Source organism: Treponema sp. UBA785 (assembly GCF_002297065.1).
Lineage (GTDB): Bacteria > Spirochaetota > Spirochaetia > Treponematales > Treponemataceae > Treponema_D.
On sequence record NZ_DBJD01000069.1, the window covers coordinates 13,177 to 31,746 of the forward strand.

Annotated in this window: 13 protein-coding genes and 1 tRNA gene; 11 read left to right on the forward strand and 3 right to left on the reverse strand. The window is 39.6% G+C overall.

What is annotated here, in order from left to right; genetic code table 11:
• Positions 1 to 80 precede the first annotated feature (80 nt).
• Positions 81 to 2,156 (forward strand): FlgD immunoglobulin-like domain containing protein, encoded by a 2,076-nt coding sequence (locus B2X33_RS05610; protein ID WP_296668243.1) that lies wholly within the window; start codon positions 81 to 83, stop codon positions 2,154 to 2,156.
• A 31-nt stretch (positions 2,157 to 2,187) separates the two neighbouring features.
• Here the strand turns inward: B2X33_RS05610 and mutL are convergent, their stop codons facing one another.
• The 3 genes from mutL to xseA are packed head-to-tail and all read right to left on the reverse strand — an operon-like array spanning position 2,188 to position 5,658.
• The gene (mutL, locus tag B2X33_RS05615; protein ID WP_296668245.1) at positions 2,188 to 4,137 is read right to left on the reverse strand and encodes a DNA mismatch repair endonuclease MutL; all 1,950 of its coding nucleotides are present in this window, start codon (positions 4,135 to 4,137) and stop codon (positions 2,188 to 2,190) included.
• 1 nt (position 4,138) lies between these two features.
• Positions 4,139 to 4,432: an exodeoxyribonuclease VII small subunit gene (xseB, locus tag B2X33_RS05620; RefSeq protein ID WP_296019878.1), complete on the reverse strand. Its 294-nt coding sequence runs from the start codon at positions 4,430 to 4,432 to the stop codon at positions 4,139 to 4,141.
• 23 nt (positions 4,433 to 4,455) lie between these two features.
• A complete protein-coding gene (gene xseA, locus B2X33_RS05625) occupies positions 4,456 to 5,658 on the reverse strand; it encodes an exodeoxyribonuclease VII large subunit (RefSeq protein ID WP_296668247.1) in 1,203 nt (400 codons plus the stop codon).
• 62 nt (positions 5,659 to 5,720) lie between these two features.
• Here xseA and B2X33_RS05630 point away from each other — a divergent pair, with 62 nt between their 5' ends.
• The 10 genes from B2X33_RS05630 to B2X33_RS05675 all read left to right on the forward strand — a co-directional run.
• Positions 5,721 to 7,301 carry a spiro-SPASM protein gene (locus B2X33_RS05630; protein ID WP_296668249.1) on the forward strand — a complete coding sequence of 527 codons (1,581 nt, stop codon included), beginning with the start codon at positions 5,721 to 5,723 and terminating at the stop codon, positions 7,299 to 7,301.
• Positions 7,276 to 8,235, forward strand: coding sequence for a hypothetical protein (locus B2X33_RS05635; RefSeq protein WP_296019870.1), 960 nt, complete (start codon positions 7,276 to 7,278; stop codon positions 8,233 to 8,235). Before B2X33_RS05630 ends, B2X33_RS05635 begins: the two co-directional genes overlap by 26 nt.
• Positions 8,232 to 10,712, forward strand: coding sequence for a cytidylyltransferase domain-containing protein (locus B2X33_RS05640; RefSeq protein WP_296668251.1), 2,481 nt, complete (start codon positions 8,232 to 8,234; stop codon positions 10,710 to 10,712). Before B2X33_RS05635 ends, B2X33_RS05640 begins: the two co-directional genes overlap by 4 nt.
• Before the next feature lie 37 nt (positions 10,713 to 10,749).
• Positions 10,750 to 12,384 (forward strand): ATP-grasp domain-containing protein, encoded by a 1,635-nt coding sequence (locus B2X33_RS05645; RefSeq protein WP_296668253.1) that lies wholly within the window; start codon positions 10,750 to 10,752, stop codon positions 12,382 to 12,384.
• The gene (locus B2X33_RS05650) at positions 12,377 to 13,411 is read left to right on the forward strand and encodes an N-acetylmuramoyl-L-alanine amidase (RefSeq protein ID WP_296668255.1); all 1,035 of its coding nucleotides are present in this window, start codon (positions 12,377 to 12,379) and stop codon (positions 13,409 to 13,411) included. The genes B2X33_RS05645 and B2X33_RS05650 overlap by 8 nt, the downstream gene beginning before the upstream one ends.
• Positions 13,408 to 13,902 (forward strand): GerMN domain-containing protein, encoded by a 495-nt coding sequence (locus tag B2X33_RS05655; RefSeq protein WP_296019858.1) that lies wholly within the window; start codon positions 13,408 to 13,410, stop codon positions 13,900 to 13,902. Before B2X33_RS05650 ends, B2X33_RS05655 begins: the two co-directional genes overlap by 4 nt.
• 69 nt (positions 13,903 to 13,971) lie before the next feature.
• Complete coding sequence (locus tag B2X33_RS05660; protein WP_296019855.1) at positions 13,972 to 15,087, forward strand: flagellar filament outer layer protein FlaA; 1,116 nt, start codon at positions 13,972 to 13,974, stop codon at positions 15,085 to 15,087.
• Between the two features lie 112 nt (positions 15,088 to 15,199).
• Positions 15,200 to 16,459, forward strand: a complete 1,260-nt coding sequence (locus B2X33_RS05665) for a RelA/SpoT-related domain-containing protein (RefSeq protein WP_296019853.1) — start codon at positions 15,200 to 15,202, stop codon at positions 16,457 to 16,459.
• Between the two features lie 127 nt (positions 16,460 to 16,586).
• Positions 16,587 to 16,658, forward strand: a tRNA-Glu gene (locus B2X33_RS05670).
• A gap of 65 nt (positions 16,659 to 16,723) precedes the next feature.
• A partial coding sequence (locus B2X33_RS05675; protein WP_296668257.1) for a JAB domain-containing protein occupies positions 16,724 to 18,570 on the forward strand: 1,847 nt, incomplete at its 3' end.

Here is an 18,570-nt window from a genome sequence, read left to right on the forward strand (position 1 = left end):
AAAAAAACTGGGCTTTTAAAGTTTGTTGGCGTCCGTCTTAATCGCTTAATCTATAGAAAATTTAAGCCGATATTGTTGATATGAAAAAAAATTTTTGTTTGATTTTGATTTGTTTTTGTCCTTTTTTTGTTTTTTCCCAGGCGAAGAAAAATCTTGCCGCAAAAAAAAATGCGGCTTCTAAAAATGCGAAGGAATCTGTTAAAAAAGAAGAAATTGTTACGGTTTTTAACGAGGATTATGAAACAGGCGAAAAACTTTTTGGATTGAACAAGCCTGCGGAAGCGATTCCGTATTTTGAAAAATGTGTTGAGCTTGAAAATATAAACCCGAATGTTTGGATTCATTTGGGAGTTGCGTATTATCAGACCGGAGATTTTACCCGTTCTCTTGCATGCTGCGCGCGCGGTTTGACAAAGGAAAATACCGACCACAAAATTCTTGCCTACAATGCTGGAAATTCTGCATACGCGCTTACAAATTATGCAAGGGCCGATGCTTGTTATGCGATTGCGATCCGCGAAGATGAAAATTTTGGGCCTGCATATTTGAATAGGGCGAATGCGCAGTTAAAGCAGGATCATCTGCAGGACGCAAAACAAAATTACGAAAAATATCTTGAGCTTGAGCCGGAATCTAGCCAAAGGCCGGAGATTGAAAGGCTGATTTCTCTTCTTGGTGAAGAAATCGAAAGGCGTGCAAAAGAAAAGCCAGAGCTTATCGACCTTGATTTTGCGAATGTAAAAAATGATGAAGTTATTGTTGAACAGAAAGAAAAGGTGAATTATGAGATTCCTGAAGAAAAAGTTGAGGATGACGAAAAAAACGAAGAGCTTGTCCGTTCTGAAATTGTAAAGGCGCCTCCGCTTCCGCAAAAAGAAGATGAGCTTGTCGAAAACGAAACAGAAGCGGAAGAACCGTTGAAAGTTGTGCCGGAAGATGAGCCTGTTGAAATTGCGTTTGGCGGAGAAGAGCCGGTTGTGGAAGCGGTTGAAAAGAGCGTTGCGACGGCTCCTGTTCTTGTTCCGGAAAAGGCGGAACTTGAAAATAATGAAGAAGCTGCTGCTGTTCAGGATGAAAAAAAGGAATTCTTTGGTCAGGAAAATCTTGCGGACGCAGTTTACAGCCTTCCTGCTGGTGTTGTAGCTCTAAAGGCTTTAAATGCAAGTTTTTCTCCTAACAGTCCTAATTCAAGGCAGCAGAAGCAGATTTTTAATGTCAGCGCGACCGACAGAAATAAAATCGAAACTTATGTTCTTGAAATTACAGATGAATACGGAAATACCGTAAAGACTATAAAAGGCAAAAAACTTCCTGACAGAATTGAATGGGATGGAAAAACGGACTCTGGCCGGTTGGCAGACGGAAGGTTTTCTGCAAAAATTTCTGTCAATTACAGGAATAATGGAAGCGTAGACGCGGAAGGAAATTCGTTCAGCTGCTTTAGCAATGTTCCTCAGATTACTCTTGTTCCTGAAAGCGACAGTTTTTCTCCAGATGGCGACGGAATTGACGATAAGCTCAGCTTTAAAGTTTCGTCTGAAAGCGAAGCGCTTGTAAAAGACTGGAAATTTGAAGTTAAGATGAATAACCGCACAATTTACTCGAAGAGCGGAACTGGAACTCCTCCGGAAAATATAGAATGGGACGGGAAAACTAATTCGGGCGAAACTGTGAAAGACGGAAACAGTTTGAGTTACAAAATGTCTGTGACGGACGCGCTCGGAGTTTCTGCCCAGGACAGCGGAAAAGTTGAGGTCACAAAGAGCAAAAAAGATCCTGTCGTCGCAAAAAACGTTGAAATAAGCGAAAACCCTGACGGCACTGTAAATATTGCGATTCCGACTCTGTCTTTTAAAATCAACAGTTCGGAGCTTGTAAATACTGAGCAGAATTCACAGACACTCAAAAAAGTTTACGATATTTTGGTTGATGAAAAATACGAAGAATACAGGGTAACTATTACGGGCTATGTAAATCCTGATGGAGAAGAGTGGACGACAGAAGAGCAGATTCTCGCCCTTAACCGCGCAAAATCTGTCGAAAACAGGCTTAAAGGACTTGGCGTTCCTGAAAACAGGATGGAAGCCAGATGCGGAGAAGGAAAGTCTGCGAATAAAGAATACAACCGCCGCGTTGAGTTTAAGTTAAGAAAATAAAACGGACGATATTTTTATTGCCATCAAAGGCTCATCTAGTTCTTCTTACTCTGGCAAAAAGCTGTTCCTTTGTGAGCGTTGTCCAGACTGGACGTCCATGAGGACAGTGCGGGTCTGGAAGTTTTAGGGCTTGTTTTGCAAGTTCTTCGGCTGCCGCTCTGTCCAAAACATATCCGTCTTTGACCGCGGCCTTGCAGGCTGTCATTGCGGCGACAGAGTATATTATGTCTTCTGGCTTTACGAGCTTGTCGAGAAGCGCGCTCTGAAGATCCTTTTGCGTGCCTTTCCATCTTGCCGGAACTTCCGAAAATTCAAAAACTCCTTCGCCTGCTTTTTTTCCTGTAAAACCTGCATTTTTTAGAAATGGAAGCGCGGCTTCAAGATATTTTTCTTCGGACTCGTCCTCTGTCGTTATTTTGTAAGGAATTAAAAGAGACTGTGTTTCTTTTTTTTCCGAAAGAAGCTTGTTAAAAATTATCCGTTCGTGGGCGGCATGCTGGTCGATAAAATAAATTGTGTCCTGAACTTGAGCTATGAGAAAGCAGTTTAGAACGGTTCCGATGTAGCAAAAACCGTCTGAGTCTGGCTTTGTGAACTGCGGAAATTCTGTCTTTTCGTAAAGTTTTGAGATCGATTTTTCGGAAATATGGTCATTTTTGTAAGAGTGGTTTTCGTAAAGCGTTTTTTGTGTTGTCTGAGTGCTGTCGTAATTAAAAAATCTTGAACGCAGGTCGCCGCCTTTTTTTTGAGAATTTGTTGAGATTTCAGAATTTTCGTTTTTTTCTTGAAGTTTTGAATTTTCTGAAAGAGCGAGAGTTGCAAGCGATGAGAAAAATTGTGTTTCGGAATTTTCATTCGTTTTTGACTGGTTTTTCAAAATTTTTATTGAAGGTAAGGTTTCTCCAAAATCGAATCCCGGAACATTGTTCTGTTCTTCGTTGTCCTTGTCTTCAAAAATCTGGGAATTCTTGATTCCGTATGAGCGGAAATATTCTTTTACGGTTGAACTTACTCCGTGGTGAAGTGCTGAACTGTCTCTAAATCGAACTTCTTTTTTTGCTGGATGAATGTTAAAGTCCACGGTCGAAGGATCAACTTCCGCAAAAAGAGCTGCCACCGGATGTGTTCCGTTCGGAAAAAATCCCTGGCATCCGTATTCAATCGCCTGCAAAAGTGAAAATTCCTGAACGCGCCTTCCGTTTATGTAGATAAAAATTTGCCTGCGGTCGCTTCTGTAAACCGTTGGTTCGCCGATTACAAGTTTGAAATTCCATTCATTTCCGCCGCAAGCCTTTAATTCTGCAAAATTCTCGGTTGATTCGTTCAATTCAAGGGCGGAAACAAATCTTTCTGTCAAAGTAACGTCTTTTGGCAAGTCAAGCCTTAGCGAATTGTCTGTTGTAAGGCGGAATGCGATGTCTGGGCGCGGAAGCGCTTTTTCGACAAAAGTTTCGCGGCACAGCATATTTTCGGATGCAGGACGTTTTAAAAATCTTCTGCGGGCAGGATAATTTTCAAAAAGACCTTCGCTCATTACGATTGTTCCTTCTCCGTTTTGTACAAGAGGAATCTGTTCGAGCAGATGGTCTTCTAAAATGCTTGCCTTCATCCTCCAGTTTCCCGAAGAAATCGAAAGCCTGCTTACTGCGGCGATTGAAGCCAAAGCTTCGCCTCTAAAACCGAGAGTTGTTATGTTGTTCAAGTCGGCAGTGTCTACGATTTTGCTCGTTGCGTGCGGACGGGCACAGGCTGATAAATCCTCTTTTGTCATGCCAGAACCGTTGTCAGAAATTCTTATTTTTTCAATCCCGCCACCGGAAATTTCTACGGAAATTGAATCTGCTCCGCTGTCTACGGCATTGTCCATAAGTTCGCGGACAATGGCGTTTGGACGGTCGATTACTTCTCCTGCGGCAATTTTTCTTGCAACATCGGCACTCAGTTGTCTTACAGCTCTGCGCACTTTTTTGTCCTGCGGCATTTTACTGTCTTAACCCCTGTACTGGCGCTCCTGCCGTGCCATTTTCTGCATCAGCGGCCGAAAAAAGATCCATTTGCGGCGGAATTTCTGTTCCTGTCGGATTTTTTTCTGCTTTTACAGGCTGGTTGGTCAAAATCTGGATTTTTCCTTCGATTTTGTCGAGATCGGCTTCGAGGGATTTTGCAAGTTTTATTCCTTCTTCAAAATCTTTAAGCGCGTCTTCGAGCGAAATATCCGTGCGTTTTATGTCGTTTGTGAGTGATTCAAGTTTTGCAAGGTTTTCTTCAAAAGTCATTTTTCCTTCTCCTCGTATTTTTTTTAGTCTACAGTTGCGAGAATTTTTCCTTCTGCCGGGTAGATTTCGATTTTTTCTCCGTTTTTTACGTCGGTCTGACTGCGTATAATTTTTCCGTCTGCGGTTTTTACCATTGAGTATCCTCTGGCAAGAATCGTTTTTGGGCTCGCTCCTTCCAGAATTTGAACTGATTCACGTAAAAACTGCCGGAAATTTTTAATTTTTTCGTCAAAATTTGTTTGCAGCGCATTTTTTGCATTTTCAAGCCGCATAAGATAAGGCTGTTCAATTGTCCTGAACCGCATTTCCATCGAATCTGGATTGAATGACTTTAGCAAAAGCTTCATTTTTTCGACTTTTGCATTTATCAGGCTTAGCATTTCGTTTTGATAGCCATTTAAATCGTTTTTTATGTCAATCAGCTGGGGAACTGCAATTTCTGCCGCGGCCGAAGGCGTCGGAGCGCGACAGTCAGCGGCATAATCGCAAAGTGCCCAGTCAATTTCGTGTCCGACTGCGCTTATTACAGGAATTTCGCTTTTGGCAACTGCGCGAACCACAGATTCTTCGCTAAAAGGAAGCAAGTCTTCTATTGAACCGCCTCCACGACCGACAATAAGCGTATCTACCATTTTAAAATCGTTCGCAGCTTGAATTTGCCGTACAATCGAAGGCGCCGCATCGTTTCCTTGGACAACAGCCGGAAAAACAATTACTTCTACAGCCGGATTTCTGCGTTTTGTAATCTGTAAAATGTCTCTCAGAGCGGCGCCGGTCGGACTTGTTATAACGCCGATTTTTTTTGGAAAAAAAGGAATTCTTTTTTTTCTGTCGGAATTGAAAAGACCTTCTGCCGCCAGGCGCATTTTTCGTTCCTCAAGAATTTGCAGTATATTTCCTTCTCCTGCAATTTCCATTTTAGAAATAATAATCTGGTAATTTCCTCTCGGAGCGTAAACCGAAATTGAACCTGTGCAGCGGACTTTTATTCCGTCTTTTGGCACAAATTTCAGGCCAGAAGTTTTTCCCCGGAACATAACTGCGCTTATTTGAGAATTTTCATCTTTTAATGTAAAATACAGATGTCCGCTTGAATTTGGTCTGTAACCGGAAATTTCTCCTTCAAGGCTTATGTTTACAAAAGAAGATTCCAGCAATTCCTTGATAACCGAAGTTAAACTGGTTACTGAAAAAACTGTATCTGATGGAAAAAGTTGTGTTGCCATAATTTTTTCCAATTTTATACAATCAGTTTATCTTGTTCAATCGAAAAACCGATAAATATAAAATGAAAAAACTTGTAATTCTTTTTGCCGGAGAAAAGCCTGGCTTTAGATATGAAAAAAAATTTGATTCTCTCTGTGCCTTTGAAAAAACTCTTGAATGGGCTTTTTCCGTTGAAAATTCGATAAAAACCGTAATTTTTACAAATAAAGAGAATTTTCCGTTTATAAGCGAATGTCTTCCTCAAAAAAAAGAGATTTTGCTTGTTCAGCACGAAGACTGGACGAATGCGCTTGTCGCAAAGGAAATTGCTTCTCAGTGCGCGCAAAATTCTGCTGATTTTGCAGTTTTTGCCTGGGCGGATTCTCCGTTTTTAAATAAAGAGCTTACAGATGAGCTCGCATTTTCCCATGTTCAGTACAAGGCTGAATATACTTTTGCCGACGGTTTTGCAAGTGGCTTTGCCCCGGAAATTATTGACAGGGGAGCGGCCGCGATAATTGCAAGTCTTGCGGAAAATTTTCAAAAATCAATTGGAGAAAAGCCTGCTTCCCGCGATGCGCTTTTTTCCATTATAAGTTCGGATATAAATTCTTTTGAAATAGAAACTGTTATTTCAGATAAAGATTATCGGATGCTGCGTTATAACTTTGAATGTTCTTCAAAATCTGGTTTTACTTCTTGTGTCCGTCTTTTTGAAGAAGCAAAAATGCAAAAAAAAGATTTTTTGACGCCAGATTTTAATGTTTACGAAATTTCTGATTTGGCAGAAAAAATGCCAGGAATCCAGCAGACATTGCCTGCTTATTACAATATTCAGATTTCAAATTCTTATAATACAAAAAGCCTTTACTGTCCTTACGGAAAACTTTTTTCTGACAAAAAAATGCCTTTTATGCAGCTAGATGAATTTAAAATTCTCGTAAAAAAAATTGCAGATTTTTCGGTTCAGGCAACAGTCGGATTTTCGCTTTTTGGCGAGCCGGCTTTAAATCCAGATTTTGTTGATTTTGCGCTTGAAGTTTTAAAATATCCTGAATTAAAGCTTTTTATCGAAACTGACGGACTTTGCCTTTCTGAAGAGCAGGCAAAAAAAATTGCAGAAGCTTCAAAAAATTCTTGCCGCATTGACTTTGCTGTTCAGCTTGACAGCGTTGATGAAAAAATGTACGAAAAAATGAATGGAATCTCGGGCTCAAATTTTCAAAAAGCCTTAAAAACTGTTTCAATGCTTTCTCAATTTTTTCCATCGCACGTTTATCCGCAGTTTACAAGAATGAATGAAAACGAAGAGCAGCTTGAAAGTTTTTATCGTTTTTGGAAAGAAAAAACTTCTCCTTCTGGCGGACAATTTGTGATTTTGAAATACGACAGCTGCGCGGGGCTTTTGAGCGATGAAAAACCCGCAGACCTTTCTCCTCTAGAACGGAACGTTTGCTGGCATTTGAGGCGCGATATGAATATTCTTTCAGACGGAAGCGTTCCTTTGTGCAGATCAAGAATTTCGGAAATTGCCGGAAATGCAATTGGAGAGCCTTTTGAAAAAATTTGGGATTCAGTTCAGAAAGAAGTTTTGAACCACATGAATAAAAATTATTGCGAAAAATGCCGAGCCTGCGATGAATACTATACCTTTAATTTTTAACGAACGACAGATAAACCGAGCTGTGCTTGGAGGAAAAGATTCTCCTTCCGAAATAAAACTTCCGGCCGGGCTTTTGCTTTTAAATGGAAAAGGAAGCCAGTTTCGTTCTGCCATTTTGGAAAAACTGATAAAAATGGGTTTTGAGCAGATTGTTTCGGTCGAAAAAAATCATGAAAATTACAATATAAATGAACTTTCGCGCAAATTTCCGTCAGTAAAATTTGTAATTCCTTTGGAAAACGTAAACGAAGGCGAACTTATAAATATCGGAATGTCGGAATTTTCGTGCGAAAATGTTTTGGTTTTTCGCGACAATTTAAAAATCGAAGGCGAATTGATTTCTTCACGTGTTCTTGAAAAAATTGAGGACTTAAAGATTTTATGCGCCAGTCCACGGCTCACTTGCGGTTCAATTACAAATTTTCCTTTGATTTTTTCACCGACTGTAAAAGGTTCAACTTTTGATGTTTTTGCCTCATCTTCGATTTCTGACGGTTTAAAAACGCTTTATCCGCTTGATAACATCGGTATTTATAATAGAAAAAAATTTATTGAGCTCGGTGGTTTTGATTACACAATAAATTCTCTGCACTGGCAGACTCTGGACTTTTTTATGCGCGCCTGGCTTTGGGGCGAAAAAGTCTTAATTTCAACTTTGTACAGTTTTTCTTATGAAGATGATTTTCCTGTTGAAAATTTGACTGCGAACTTGTCCTACGGACGGTTTTTCTTAAAAAATTTGCTTCCGCGTTTTGACGAAGATCACGGAGTTATTCCAAAATCTTCATTTTTTGTATATCTTTTAAGGTCAGGATGCGGTTTAATTGAATCTTACAGACAGTTTTGCGATGCCCGGAATTGGGTTTCCAAAAACAAATACCGTTTTAAAATCGATGCAAAATATCTTGTAGAAAACTGGGGAAAAATAAAATGACGATTCTTGTTGTCCAATGCAGGCTTTCTTCCACCCGTCTTCCGGGAAAGGCTTTGCTGCCGCTCGGAAATTCAACTGTTCTTGACTGGACTCTTGCCGCTATGAAAAAAGTTCCAGCAGATGAATATTATCTTGCGACAGACAGCGAAAGTTGCGGACAGCTTGCTCCGGTTGCAAAGCGCAATGGTTTTAGTGTTTTTGAAGGTCCTCTCGAAGACGTTCTTGAACGTTTTTGCCTTTTGATAAAAAAAACTAAGGCAGATACGGTAATTCGTGCTACTGCGGACAATCCGTTTCTTTTTTATGATTGCGCAGTTTCTCTTCTTGAACAGTATAACCGCCGTTCTCAGACTGGAAAATGCGACTATATAACTTATACAGGGCTTCCGCATGGAAGCGGAGTTGAAATTTTTAGTGCAAAATCGCTTTTAAAAGCCGCTTCTTTGACAGAAGAGCCTTATGACCATGAACACGTCGGCCCGTCTCTCTACAATCATCCTGAAAATTTTACGAGTGTAATGCTTTCTTCACCTTCTCAGTGGAACAGACCGTCTTTAAGAACGACAATCGACACTCTTGCGGATTATCGCCGCGCCTGTACGGTTGTAAGAAATCTCGGCGGAAACGGGCCTTATACGAGTGAAGAAATTATTCATGCTTTTGAAGATGATTCTATAAAATTTCCTGTTTTGTGCGTTCCTTGCGTAAAAAAAGGAAAGGGAACAGGCCATTTGCGCCGCTGTCTTGCAATTGCCGTTTCAATCGGTGCAAATGTTTATATTCCAGATGATGCAGACCTTGAGGAAAAAGATGAAGTAATCGAGGCGGCAAAAAAAGATGGTTTTTCAGAAAGCCAGATAGTCAATTCACTTCCGGAAAAAGACGAATACAGTCTCATTGTAACCGATGCCTTTGTCTTAGACCGGGAATTTGCGTTAAAACTTTCATCGCTTGCTCCTCTTGCTGCGATTGACGAAGGTTCTTTGAATACGGATTTGTGCGATTACCTTCTGGACATAATTCCTTCTTATGGACTTCAGCGCCCTGCAAATATTTCAGATCCGTCATATATAACTCTTCCAAAAAACAAACGCACGGAAAAACTTAAGAATACCGAAGACATAAAATCAATTCTTGTTACTGTCGGCGGTGAAGATCCTGCCGATTTAGTTGTTCCAGCTTCGGTTTCTTATGCAAAACTCGGTTACAAAGTTACGGCCATTGTTCAAAATCCTGAAGCTTCTGAAAAACGCGTTGAGCCTGAAATTTTAGACAAAATCACTTTTATAAAACCTGTGCACAATTTGCGCGAGCAGCTTTTTAATTACGATGTTGTCGTAACTCATTACGGATTTACTGCTTTTGAAGCGGTTGCCGCAGGCTGCGCAGTCGTCCTTCTTGGAACAACTCCTCTTCACGTAAATCTTGCTAGAAAATACGGATTTAAGTGTCTTTCGGCGCAGAACATAAACGAAATCGGCGCAGAATTTTCACTTTCTGATGTAAATGAGCTTTACCCTGAGGGGCATTTTGCCCGGCTTTCTCCAGAAAAAAATGATTTGGGAAAATTTGTCAGAATGCTTTCAAAGGGAAAAAGGCTGTTCTGCCCGATTTGCACGACTGATCATCTGACTTTTGAAGATCAGATTATTTGCCGGACAAACAAACGCACATTCCGCCGCTGCAATACTTGCGGAATGCTTTATATGTCTTATACGGCAGATTCAGAAAACACTTCTTACAACGAAAAGTATTTTTTTGAAAATTACAAAAAACAGTACGGAAAAACTTATCTTGAAGATTTTGAATCAATAAAAAGTCAGTGCGTAAGGCGAACAGGTGTGATTGACTATATTTTCCGAAATTCTCATAAACTTATTACTCCTGCGGTTCTTGACGTAGGCTGTGCTTTTGGTCCGTTTATGGATGCTGCAAACGATGCCGGATGGCAGGTTTTTGGAACAGATATTTCCGCCGAGGCCGTAAGTTATGTTCAGGAAAAGCTCCATTATCCTGCAACCTGCACCGCTTTTCCGGCTTTTGATGCTGCAGCCGAGTTTGGAATAAATGAGTTTGACGCCGTTACGATGTGGTATGTAATCGAGCATTTTCAAAATTTGGACAGCGTGCTCAAGGCTGTTTCAAAAATATTGAAAAAAGGCGGAGTTTTTGCATTCAGCACGCCTTCTGCAGGAGGCGTTTCCGGAAGGTTTAACACTCATTCGTTTTTCCAAAACAGCCCGGCTGATCACTATTCACTTTGGGAACCGAACCGCGTTTCTTCGATTTTAAAAAAATACGGATTTAAAATCGAAAAAATCCTGAGCACAGGCCATCATCCGGAACGATTTCCAAATCTTGCCGGTTCAAAACCAAACAGCCTCAAATGGGCTTTTTACACGGCTGCAAGCCACTTTTTTGGGCTTGGTGATACTTTTGAGGTTTATTGCCGGAAAGAACGCGATATTCAGCAGTAAAATTTAAAAACCGAATTTAAAAAGGAAAATTTTAAAAATGAACGAAAAAGCAGTAATCATACTTGGCGCAGGACTTATGCAAAAACCTGCAATCTGTGCTGCAAAGGAACTTGGTTTTAAGACAGTTGTTGCTGATGGAAATCCTGACGCAGTCTGCTCCAAAATGGCAGATATTTTTGAGCCTGTCGATTTAAAAGACAAGGACGGTTTGGTTCATCTTGCTGAAAAAATCAAAGAAAAAGGAATGATTATTGCCGGTGTTTTTACGGCTGGCACTGATTTTTCGGCAAATACAGCTTACGTTGCAGAGCATCTTGGTCTTTTTGGGCACAGGTACGAATCTTGCCTGAACGCTTCCAATAAAGTCAGAATGCGCGAATGTTTTAAGAAAAATGGAGTTCCGAGTCCAGAATTTGAAGAAATTGATGAAAAACGTCTGGAAGAACTTTTGGTTCTTGCAAGAAATAACAAAATTGCTTTTCCAAAAGTTATAAAGCCTGTCGACAACATGGGAGGCCGTGGTTGCAGGCTTGTTCGCTCAGAAGAAGAATTAAAACCTGCGGTTTCTTGCGCAATAAATAACAGCCGCACAAGAAAAGCGATTTTTGAAGATTATATGGAAGGCGCAGAATTTAGCATTGACGCGCTCATTTACAATGGAACTTTTACGGTTACAGGTTTTGCCGACAGACACATCTATTATCCGCCGTATTTTATCGAAACCGGACATACAATGCCTTCTGTGGCCGATTCAAAAATCAAGAACGAACTTATTGCAACCTTTGCCCTTGGAGCAAAAGCCCTCGGTTTAACTCAGGGAGTCGCAAAGGCAGATATAAAATATACAAAAAACGGTCCTATGATTGGAGAAATCGCAGCCCGTCTTTCTGGCGGCTACATGAGCGGATGGACTTTTCCACTTTCTTCTGGCTGTTTTCTTACAAAAGAAGCGTTAAAAATATCTGTCGGAATGGAACCTGATTATATTTTAAGGAACCGCAAAAAAATTGAATGGAATCCGCACCAGTCCGTAAAAAACAGCGTTCAGCCGTTTGAGCTTTATGAGCTTGAGTCAAAAAATGTGAGCGCAGAGCGCGCGTGGCTTAGCATTCCCGGAAAAATAGCAGAAATTCGTGGCTTAAAAGAAACTTCGGAAGTTTGCGGGGTAGAGGAAGTTCTTCCACGGGCAAAAAATGGCGATGAAGTGAATTTTCCGCGCAACAACGTAGAAAAATGCGGAAACATAATCACAAAGGCTTCTGACAGAAAAAATGCCGAAAAAGCGGCTTATGACGCTTTGAATAAAATTACTTTAATTCTCGAAACAAACAATAAAAAGACCGAAGATTTTCTTGAAAAAATTGAACTGGCGGACGAAAAAGGTTTTCCACCTTCAGCATTTGATGTTGAACTCGACTGGTCAAAAATCTGCAATATTCCTGCAAATGCAAAAATAGCGGATTTTGTTCCGGTAGAAATAAAAAACGTTCAAAATCAGATTTGCGATTGGAATCATTGCTCATTTGCCCAGGTCGTCGAAAAATTTGATTCAATTTTCCCTGACCACGAAGAGCTTGACGGAAAAAAATTCTGGAAGTCGGCTTTGCGAGGCTCAATTCAGGGCATGTTGTACACGGCAAAAAAAACAATAGACGGTAAAAAAAGTGAATAAAAATCATAAAATTTTTTCAGTTTTGTTCTTTATTTTTTTAATTCCTCTTTCTGCTCAAAGAAAAATGCTTAATCTTCTTGAAGAAAGCGCAAAATCAGGAATTACAGTTTATTGGGACAGCCTTTCTGAAAGCGGAATCCTCGAAAAAAACGGACATCAGGTTTCTTTTAGAAAAGGCGATGATTTTATTCTTGAAGATTACAAGAAACTTGTGCTTGTAGACAGTCCGGAGGTAACAGATGGTGCAGTTTTTGTAAGCCAGAATTTTTTGAATGAAGCGGAAAGTCTTTTTAAGACGGAAAATTCCCAAAATGGATTTAAAATCGGTGCAATTCTGATTGATCCCGGACATGGCGGAAAAGATCCAGGGGCGCAATTTACTCACATTGTCAACGGCAAAAAAATCACTGTAACAGAAAAAGAGATAAACCTTTCTGTCGGAAAAATGCTTTATTCACGCTTAAAAGCCGCATATCCCGACAAAAACATTCAGCTTACGCGTTCAAAAGATGTTTTTCTTTCGCTTTCGCAGCGTACTGAAATTGCAAATTCAATAAAACTTAAGGACAAGGAAGCGATTCTTTATGTTTCTGTTCATGTAAATGCTTCGCTCGACAAAAAAGCCTCTGGTTTTGAAGTCTGGTATCTTTCTCCAGGTTACAGGCGCACGGTTCTTGAAAAAGGCAGCATTGAAGACAATGATTTGTACACGGTTATGAATTCGATGATGGAAGAAGAATACACAACGGAAAGCATTTTGATTGCAAAATTCATAATGGACGGAATGCAGGCTCAGGTCGGAAATCTTTCTTCTGCCCGCGGAATCAAGGCTGAAGAGTGGTTCGTCGTCAGAAATTCAAATATGCCGGCAGTTCTTGTTGAGCTTGGTTTTCTTACGAACCAGAAAGAAGGACTTCTCTTAAAAGATGAATCTTACTTGCAGAAGCTTTCCCTTGGAATATATAATGGATTATCTGCTTTTGTAACGCATTTTGAGCGTTCAAGAGGATTTACAGGTTCGAAATGATGAAAAAAATTTCTTCACTTTTAAAAAACAACCGGAAAGTTCAGTTGATTTTTGTTCTTCTTGTTGTTTTTATTGTTTCTCTTTTCTTTTATTTGCTTAATTTCCGGGGCTTTAGGTATTCGTTTCGGTATAATATTGCCGGAAGCCAAAATCTTGTTTATGAAAATAGAAATGTTCCGGACGTAGAAGGCAGTTCAAAACTTACTCTTTATGTTGAAGAGCTGCTTTCAGGACCTATGTCGCAGCGTGCAAGGCCGTTCTTTCCGCTAGGCACACGCGTGATTTTTTGTTTTTTGCGTGAAGGAACATTGTTTTTAAACCTCTCTGAACAGGCGATTATGAATTTTTCGCCGGACGTAAATTTGCAAAATAGTTATGAACTTTTGCAGATGAATGTAAAGGCTAATTTTCCATCTGTAAAGAAAATAGAACTCTTTATTGATGGAAAATCCGTCTTTTTGGACGATAAAATCCAAGCGAAAAACAATTGACAAAAGCAATTGGTTATAGAATAATTATTGAATAACAAGGCTACATCAATCGAATATAAGGAGCTTCGAATGAAGAAAACTTTCGTTTTATCCGTTGCAGGAATGATGCTTTTGGGTGCATCTGTATTTGCAAAGGAATCAACACTTATCGATTTCACAACTCTTGATGCTGATATTACTATCAAAGCTCAGGACAGCGATGTTGAAATCCCTGAAAACAGCCGCACAATTATGGATTATGGTGTTGCAGCTGGTGCAACTTTTGACCAGGAGCAGAGAGATCTTATGAAGACTTCTTTGTACCTTGGAGATTGGGAAATCGTTCTCAACAGTTCGGCTCAGACTGTAGGTGCTCTCGCTAACTCTCAGGTTGTGCCTGCGCCTGTTCGTGAAAGTGCAAAAGTGCCATTTGCTGGAAAAAATGTAATGGGTGTACGCATAGTATTCCCATCTGGAGCATATAATGCAAATGCAAAAATTGTTCCTCCATTCGAAATTCCTGCTTATGAACCGCTTTCAACAGCAGATGCAAATGGCAACCGTCAGCCACAGACAGACGAAGAAAAAGCTTCTGGACGCACATTGTTCGAAGCTGACAGTGATGATTCTCCAGCTTACGGTGTTGTAAAAAATGTTGGAACAATCAAATCAATTGCTGTTACAACCTTGGGTATGAATTTTCCTCATGGACTTTACGTTCTTCTTGGAGATACAGATGGTGTAACTCGCCGTTACTTCATGGGATACCTCGGATTTGACGGTTGGAAGACTCTTACTTGGAACAACCCGGATTATATTTCTGAAGTACGTACACGCGAAATTCGCATTTATCCGATCTATCCACGTGGTCTTCCGTTTGTTAAGTTTGCTGGATTCCAGATTACACGCGATGCTTCTCACGTAGGTGATGACTTCATCGGTTATTTCAAAGATGTAAAAATTATTTACGACAAAGCAGAACTTACTTCTGAACGCGACATTGCTGACGAGGATCTTTGGGGAATCGTAACAAAGAAAGAATCTGCTCGTCAGAATTTTGAAATGAGCCGTTTTGGTAACAAGCAGGTTAACCGCTACCTTGAAAAATCTAAGATGGCAACAGAAGCTTCATTCTCATCTTCACTTGATGAAAATTCTACTTCTAATGCTCAGTCTAATGGTGGTCAGGCAGCAGATGCTAAATAAGTTTTCTAAATAAAGGAAACTTCTGGAAACCGTCCGTGTTTTTCGGGCGGTTTTTTTTATGCTCAAAATTTCTTAATTTGCTTTTTTTTATTTTCAATGTTAAATTTTATCAATGAGCAAAATTACTTTTTCAATTCCGCACAAATACGAAATCAAAAAAATCTACGAGTCTTATAATCAGGTTCTTTCAGAAATAATGCAAAAAATTGAAGCAAAACTTAAAAAAACGATAAAGCTTGCTTCAATGCCAACTTATAAATCAAGAATAAAATCTTTTAATTCGTATTACAGAAAAATTTTACGTCTTAAGGCTGACGAATTTTCTTTTCGAGGAAAACTTGTCGAACTGACCGATATGATTGGCATAAGAATTATTTGTGCCTTCATAGAAGATTTGCATGAAGTAGAGCAGCAGATTCGCAAAAATTTTACGGTTAAAGAAGTTGAATATAAAGGCAGCGGTGATAATTTTAGGGAATTTGGATATGAATCGATACATGTTTTGATTTCAATACCTGCTGACTGTATGCCTGATTCTAATTCTGAAAAAGTTCCTGACGGACTTGTCTGTGAAATTCAGATAAGGACGATTTTGCAGGATGCCTGGGCGGAAGTTGAGCACGAGCTTATCTATAAAACAGAATTTTCTCCGTTTGATATGCCTTTAAGAAGAAAACTTGCTTCTATAAATGCAAGTTTAAGTCTTGCGGATACGATCTTTCAGGAAATTCGTGATTATCAAAAAAAACTTCAGTTTGAAACGTCTGAGCGCAGGGAATCTTTTTACGAAAAAGTTGACGAAGCAACCGGAGAATTCTCTGAAGAAGAAAAATCTAAGCTAAAAAATGACACTAAAGAAATTGGAAAAGCAAGCCAGTTTGTCAGGGGAACGATTGATGATATGTTGCTTGACGCTATACATGCGCATAATAACGGCGAAATGCAGAAGGCAATCATAATTTATACCCAAATTCTTGAATCAAAGCCTGTTCCTGCGGATATTGTTCTTTCCGTAGTTTTTAAGCACCGAGGAATGGCTTATTTTGCTTCCAATGATTATAAAAATGCGCTAAAAGATTTTGAGTCAAGCGTAAAATATGATGAAAATGGTTTCCGCTCTTACTACTATATTGGAATAGTCTATACAGTTCTTTTAAAATACGAAAAAGCAATAGAAGCGTTTTCTAAATCTCTTGAAATAAATGAATTTCAATCTCATGCACGTTACAGACGGGCCGTCGCCTATTCAAAAATTGGAGAAGACGAAAAAGCCTTGGACGATTTGTCTGCTGCTGAAGCTATGGGGCTGGAACTTGCGGATGAAAAGCTTTTTAAAGAAAAACTTCTTAAAAAGCTCGATATTAGCATGTAAAATTGATTAGAAAAAAAATAAACAAAAAGTTATAAAAAATTCAAAAAAAGAACTTTTGAGGTATTGACGTAATTTTTATGCTTTGTTATTATCTAATAGTCAACTGCGTTGCAGATGATATAAACAAGTCTCCTTCGTCTAGTGGTTAGGACATCGGGTTTTCATCCCGACAACAGCAGTTCAATTCTGCTAGGAGATGTAAAAGCCTTGTAACTAAAAGTTGCAAGGCTTTTTTTTGCGCTTTTGTTTTTTAGGGGCGGAGCGATGGAAATTAACAAACGGTTTTCGGATAATGCAAGAGCGGAAATGCGCGCCCAGATAAAAAACGCTTCTGGAAATGAAGTTTTTTTTTCAGGGTTGATAAACGAAAGCGGAGTTGTGGTTTCTGTCAGTGTCGGTGCCAGAGGTTCTTTGAATTCTGTCCCGGTAAATTTTTCGCAAAAGAGAAACTGTTCTGTCCTTATTCATAACCATCCTTCTGGAAATCTCAATCCTTCTGACGCGGATCTTATGGTTGCTTCAGAATGCTCTGAAAATGCCCAGGGATTTTACATAATAAACAACGAAGTTTCTGAAGTTTATGTTGTAATGGAACCAGTTCTACCTCGTGTTATAAAAAAGTTAAATTCTGAAAAAGTTGCCTTTTATCTTTCGAAAAACGGTCCTCTAGCTAAAAAATCTACAGACTATGAGGAGCGCCCTGTTCAACTTGAGCTTGTAAGAAAAATCGTAAGCGCGCTAAACGGCAACAAAATTGGTATTTTTGAAGCGGGAACTGGCGTCGGAAAATCTTTTTCTTATCTTATTCCTTCGATGCTTTGGGCTGTCGAAAACAAGGAAAGAGTAGTTGTTTCAACAGGAACTATAAATCTTCAGCAGCAATTGATTGAAAAAGATATTCCTGCGGCAGAAAAAATCATAGGAAAAAAAATAAAGGCAGTTCTTGTAAAAGGCCGGCAGAATTATTTGTGTTTGCGCCGACTTGATGAAACTGAAAAAGAGCGCGATTTATTCAATGAAGAACAGGAAATTTTTGATAAAATTTTTGAGTGGTCAAAAAATACACCGACTGGAAGCCGGAGCGACCTTTCTTTTATGCCTTCGGAAAATGTTTGGCAGAAGGTAAACTCGGAAGCGGATGCCTGCATGGGGATGAAATGTCCGTTTCGGGAAAAATGCTTTGTGATGAAGGTTCGCAAAGAGGCTGCCGATGCGAATATTCTTGTTGTAAACCACCATATTTTATTTGCAGATATTGAATCCCGGCTTGAAGGAGCAGGCTTTGAAGATACCGCTGTTTTGCCGCCTTATAAGCGCATTGTTTTTGACGAAGCTCACGGAATTGAGGATGCCGCAACCTCTTTTTTTAGCAATCAGATAAACCGTTTTAAAATTCAAAAACAGCTTAATCTTTTATACAGGACAAGGAGAGGTGTTGCCGCTGGCTTTTTATTCACGCTTCTTTCTCTTTCTTTTTCAGAAGAAAATTCGGACTCTCTGATTGAAAGCGTAAATCAAATAAAAGTCGCTTTGAACGGGCTTGAAGATGCCGGACTTGCGCTTTTAGAGCACGAATACACTCTAAGGCTTTTTAAGAATACTCAGACTCAGTTTGTGAACGTTCTTCATTCAATGTCGGTTTTGCAAAAGCATATTGTGGATTTTACAGGAAATGTCCGCAAGCTTTTTGACTGTATTCCAGAAGAAGCAAAAGACAGCCCTGTTTTGTACGAAACAAAAAGCGTTTTGAGAAGACTTGAAGATTCTGCGGTTGTTCTTGGCAGTTTTTTGTCATGGAACGAACATCCGGATTTTGTATATTGGATTCAAAAATCAAAGCTTAGTTCGGCAGTTGCAAAAAATATTGAAAATCCTTATTACGTTCAGTTTGTTCAAACTCCGCTTGATATTTCGCAGACGATGAATAAAGGTGTTTTTGAGCCGATGGACAGCGTTGTCTGTACTTCTGCCACGCTGAGCATAGGAAAATCTTTTAATTACTGGAAAAAGCGCTCAGGAGTTTTTTTTGCTGAAGAAGAGCGTATTTTAGAAGGGGATTTTCCTTCGCCTTTTCCTTATAAAACGAATGTTCTGTTTGCAGTTGCGAGGGA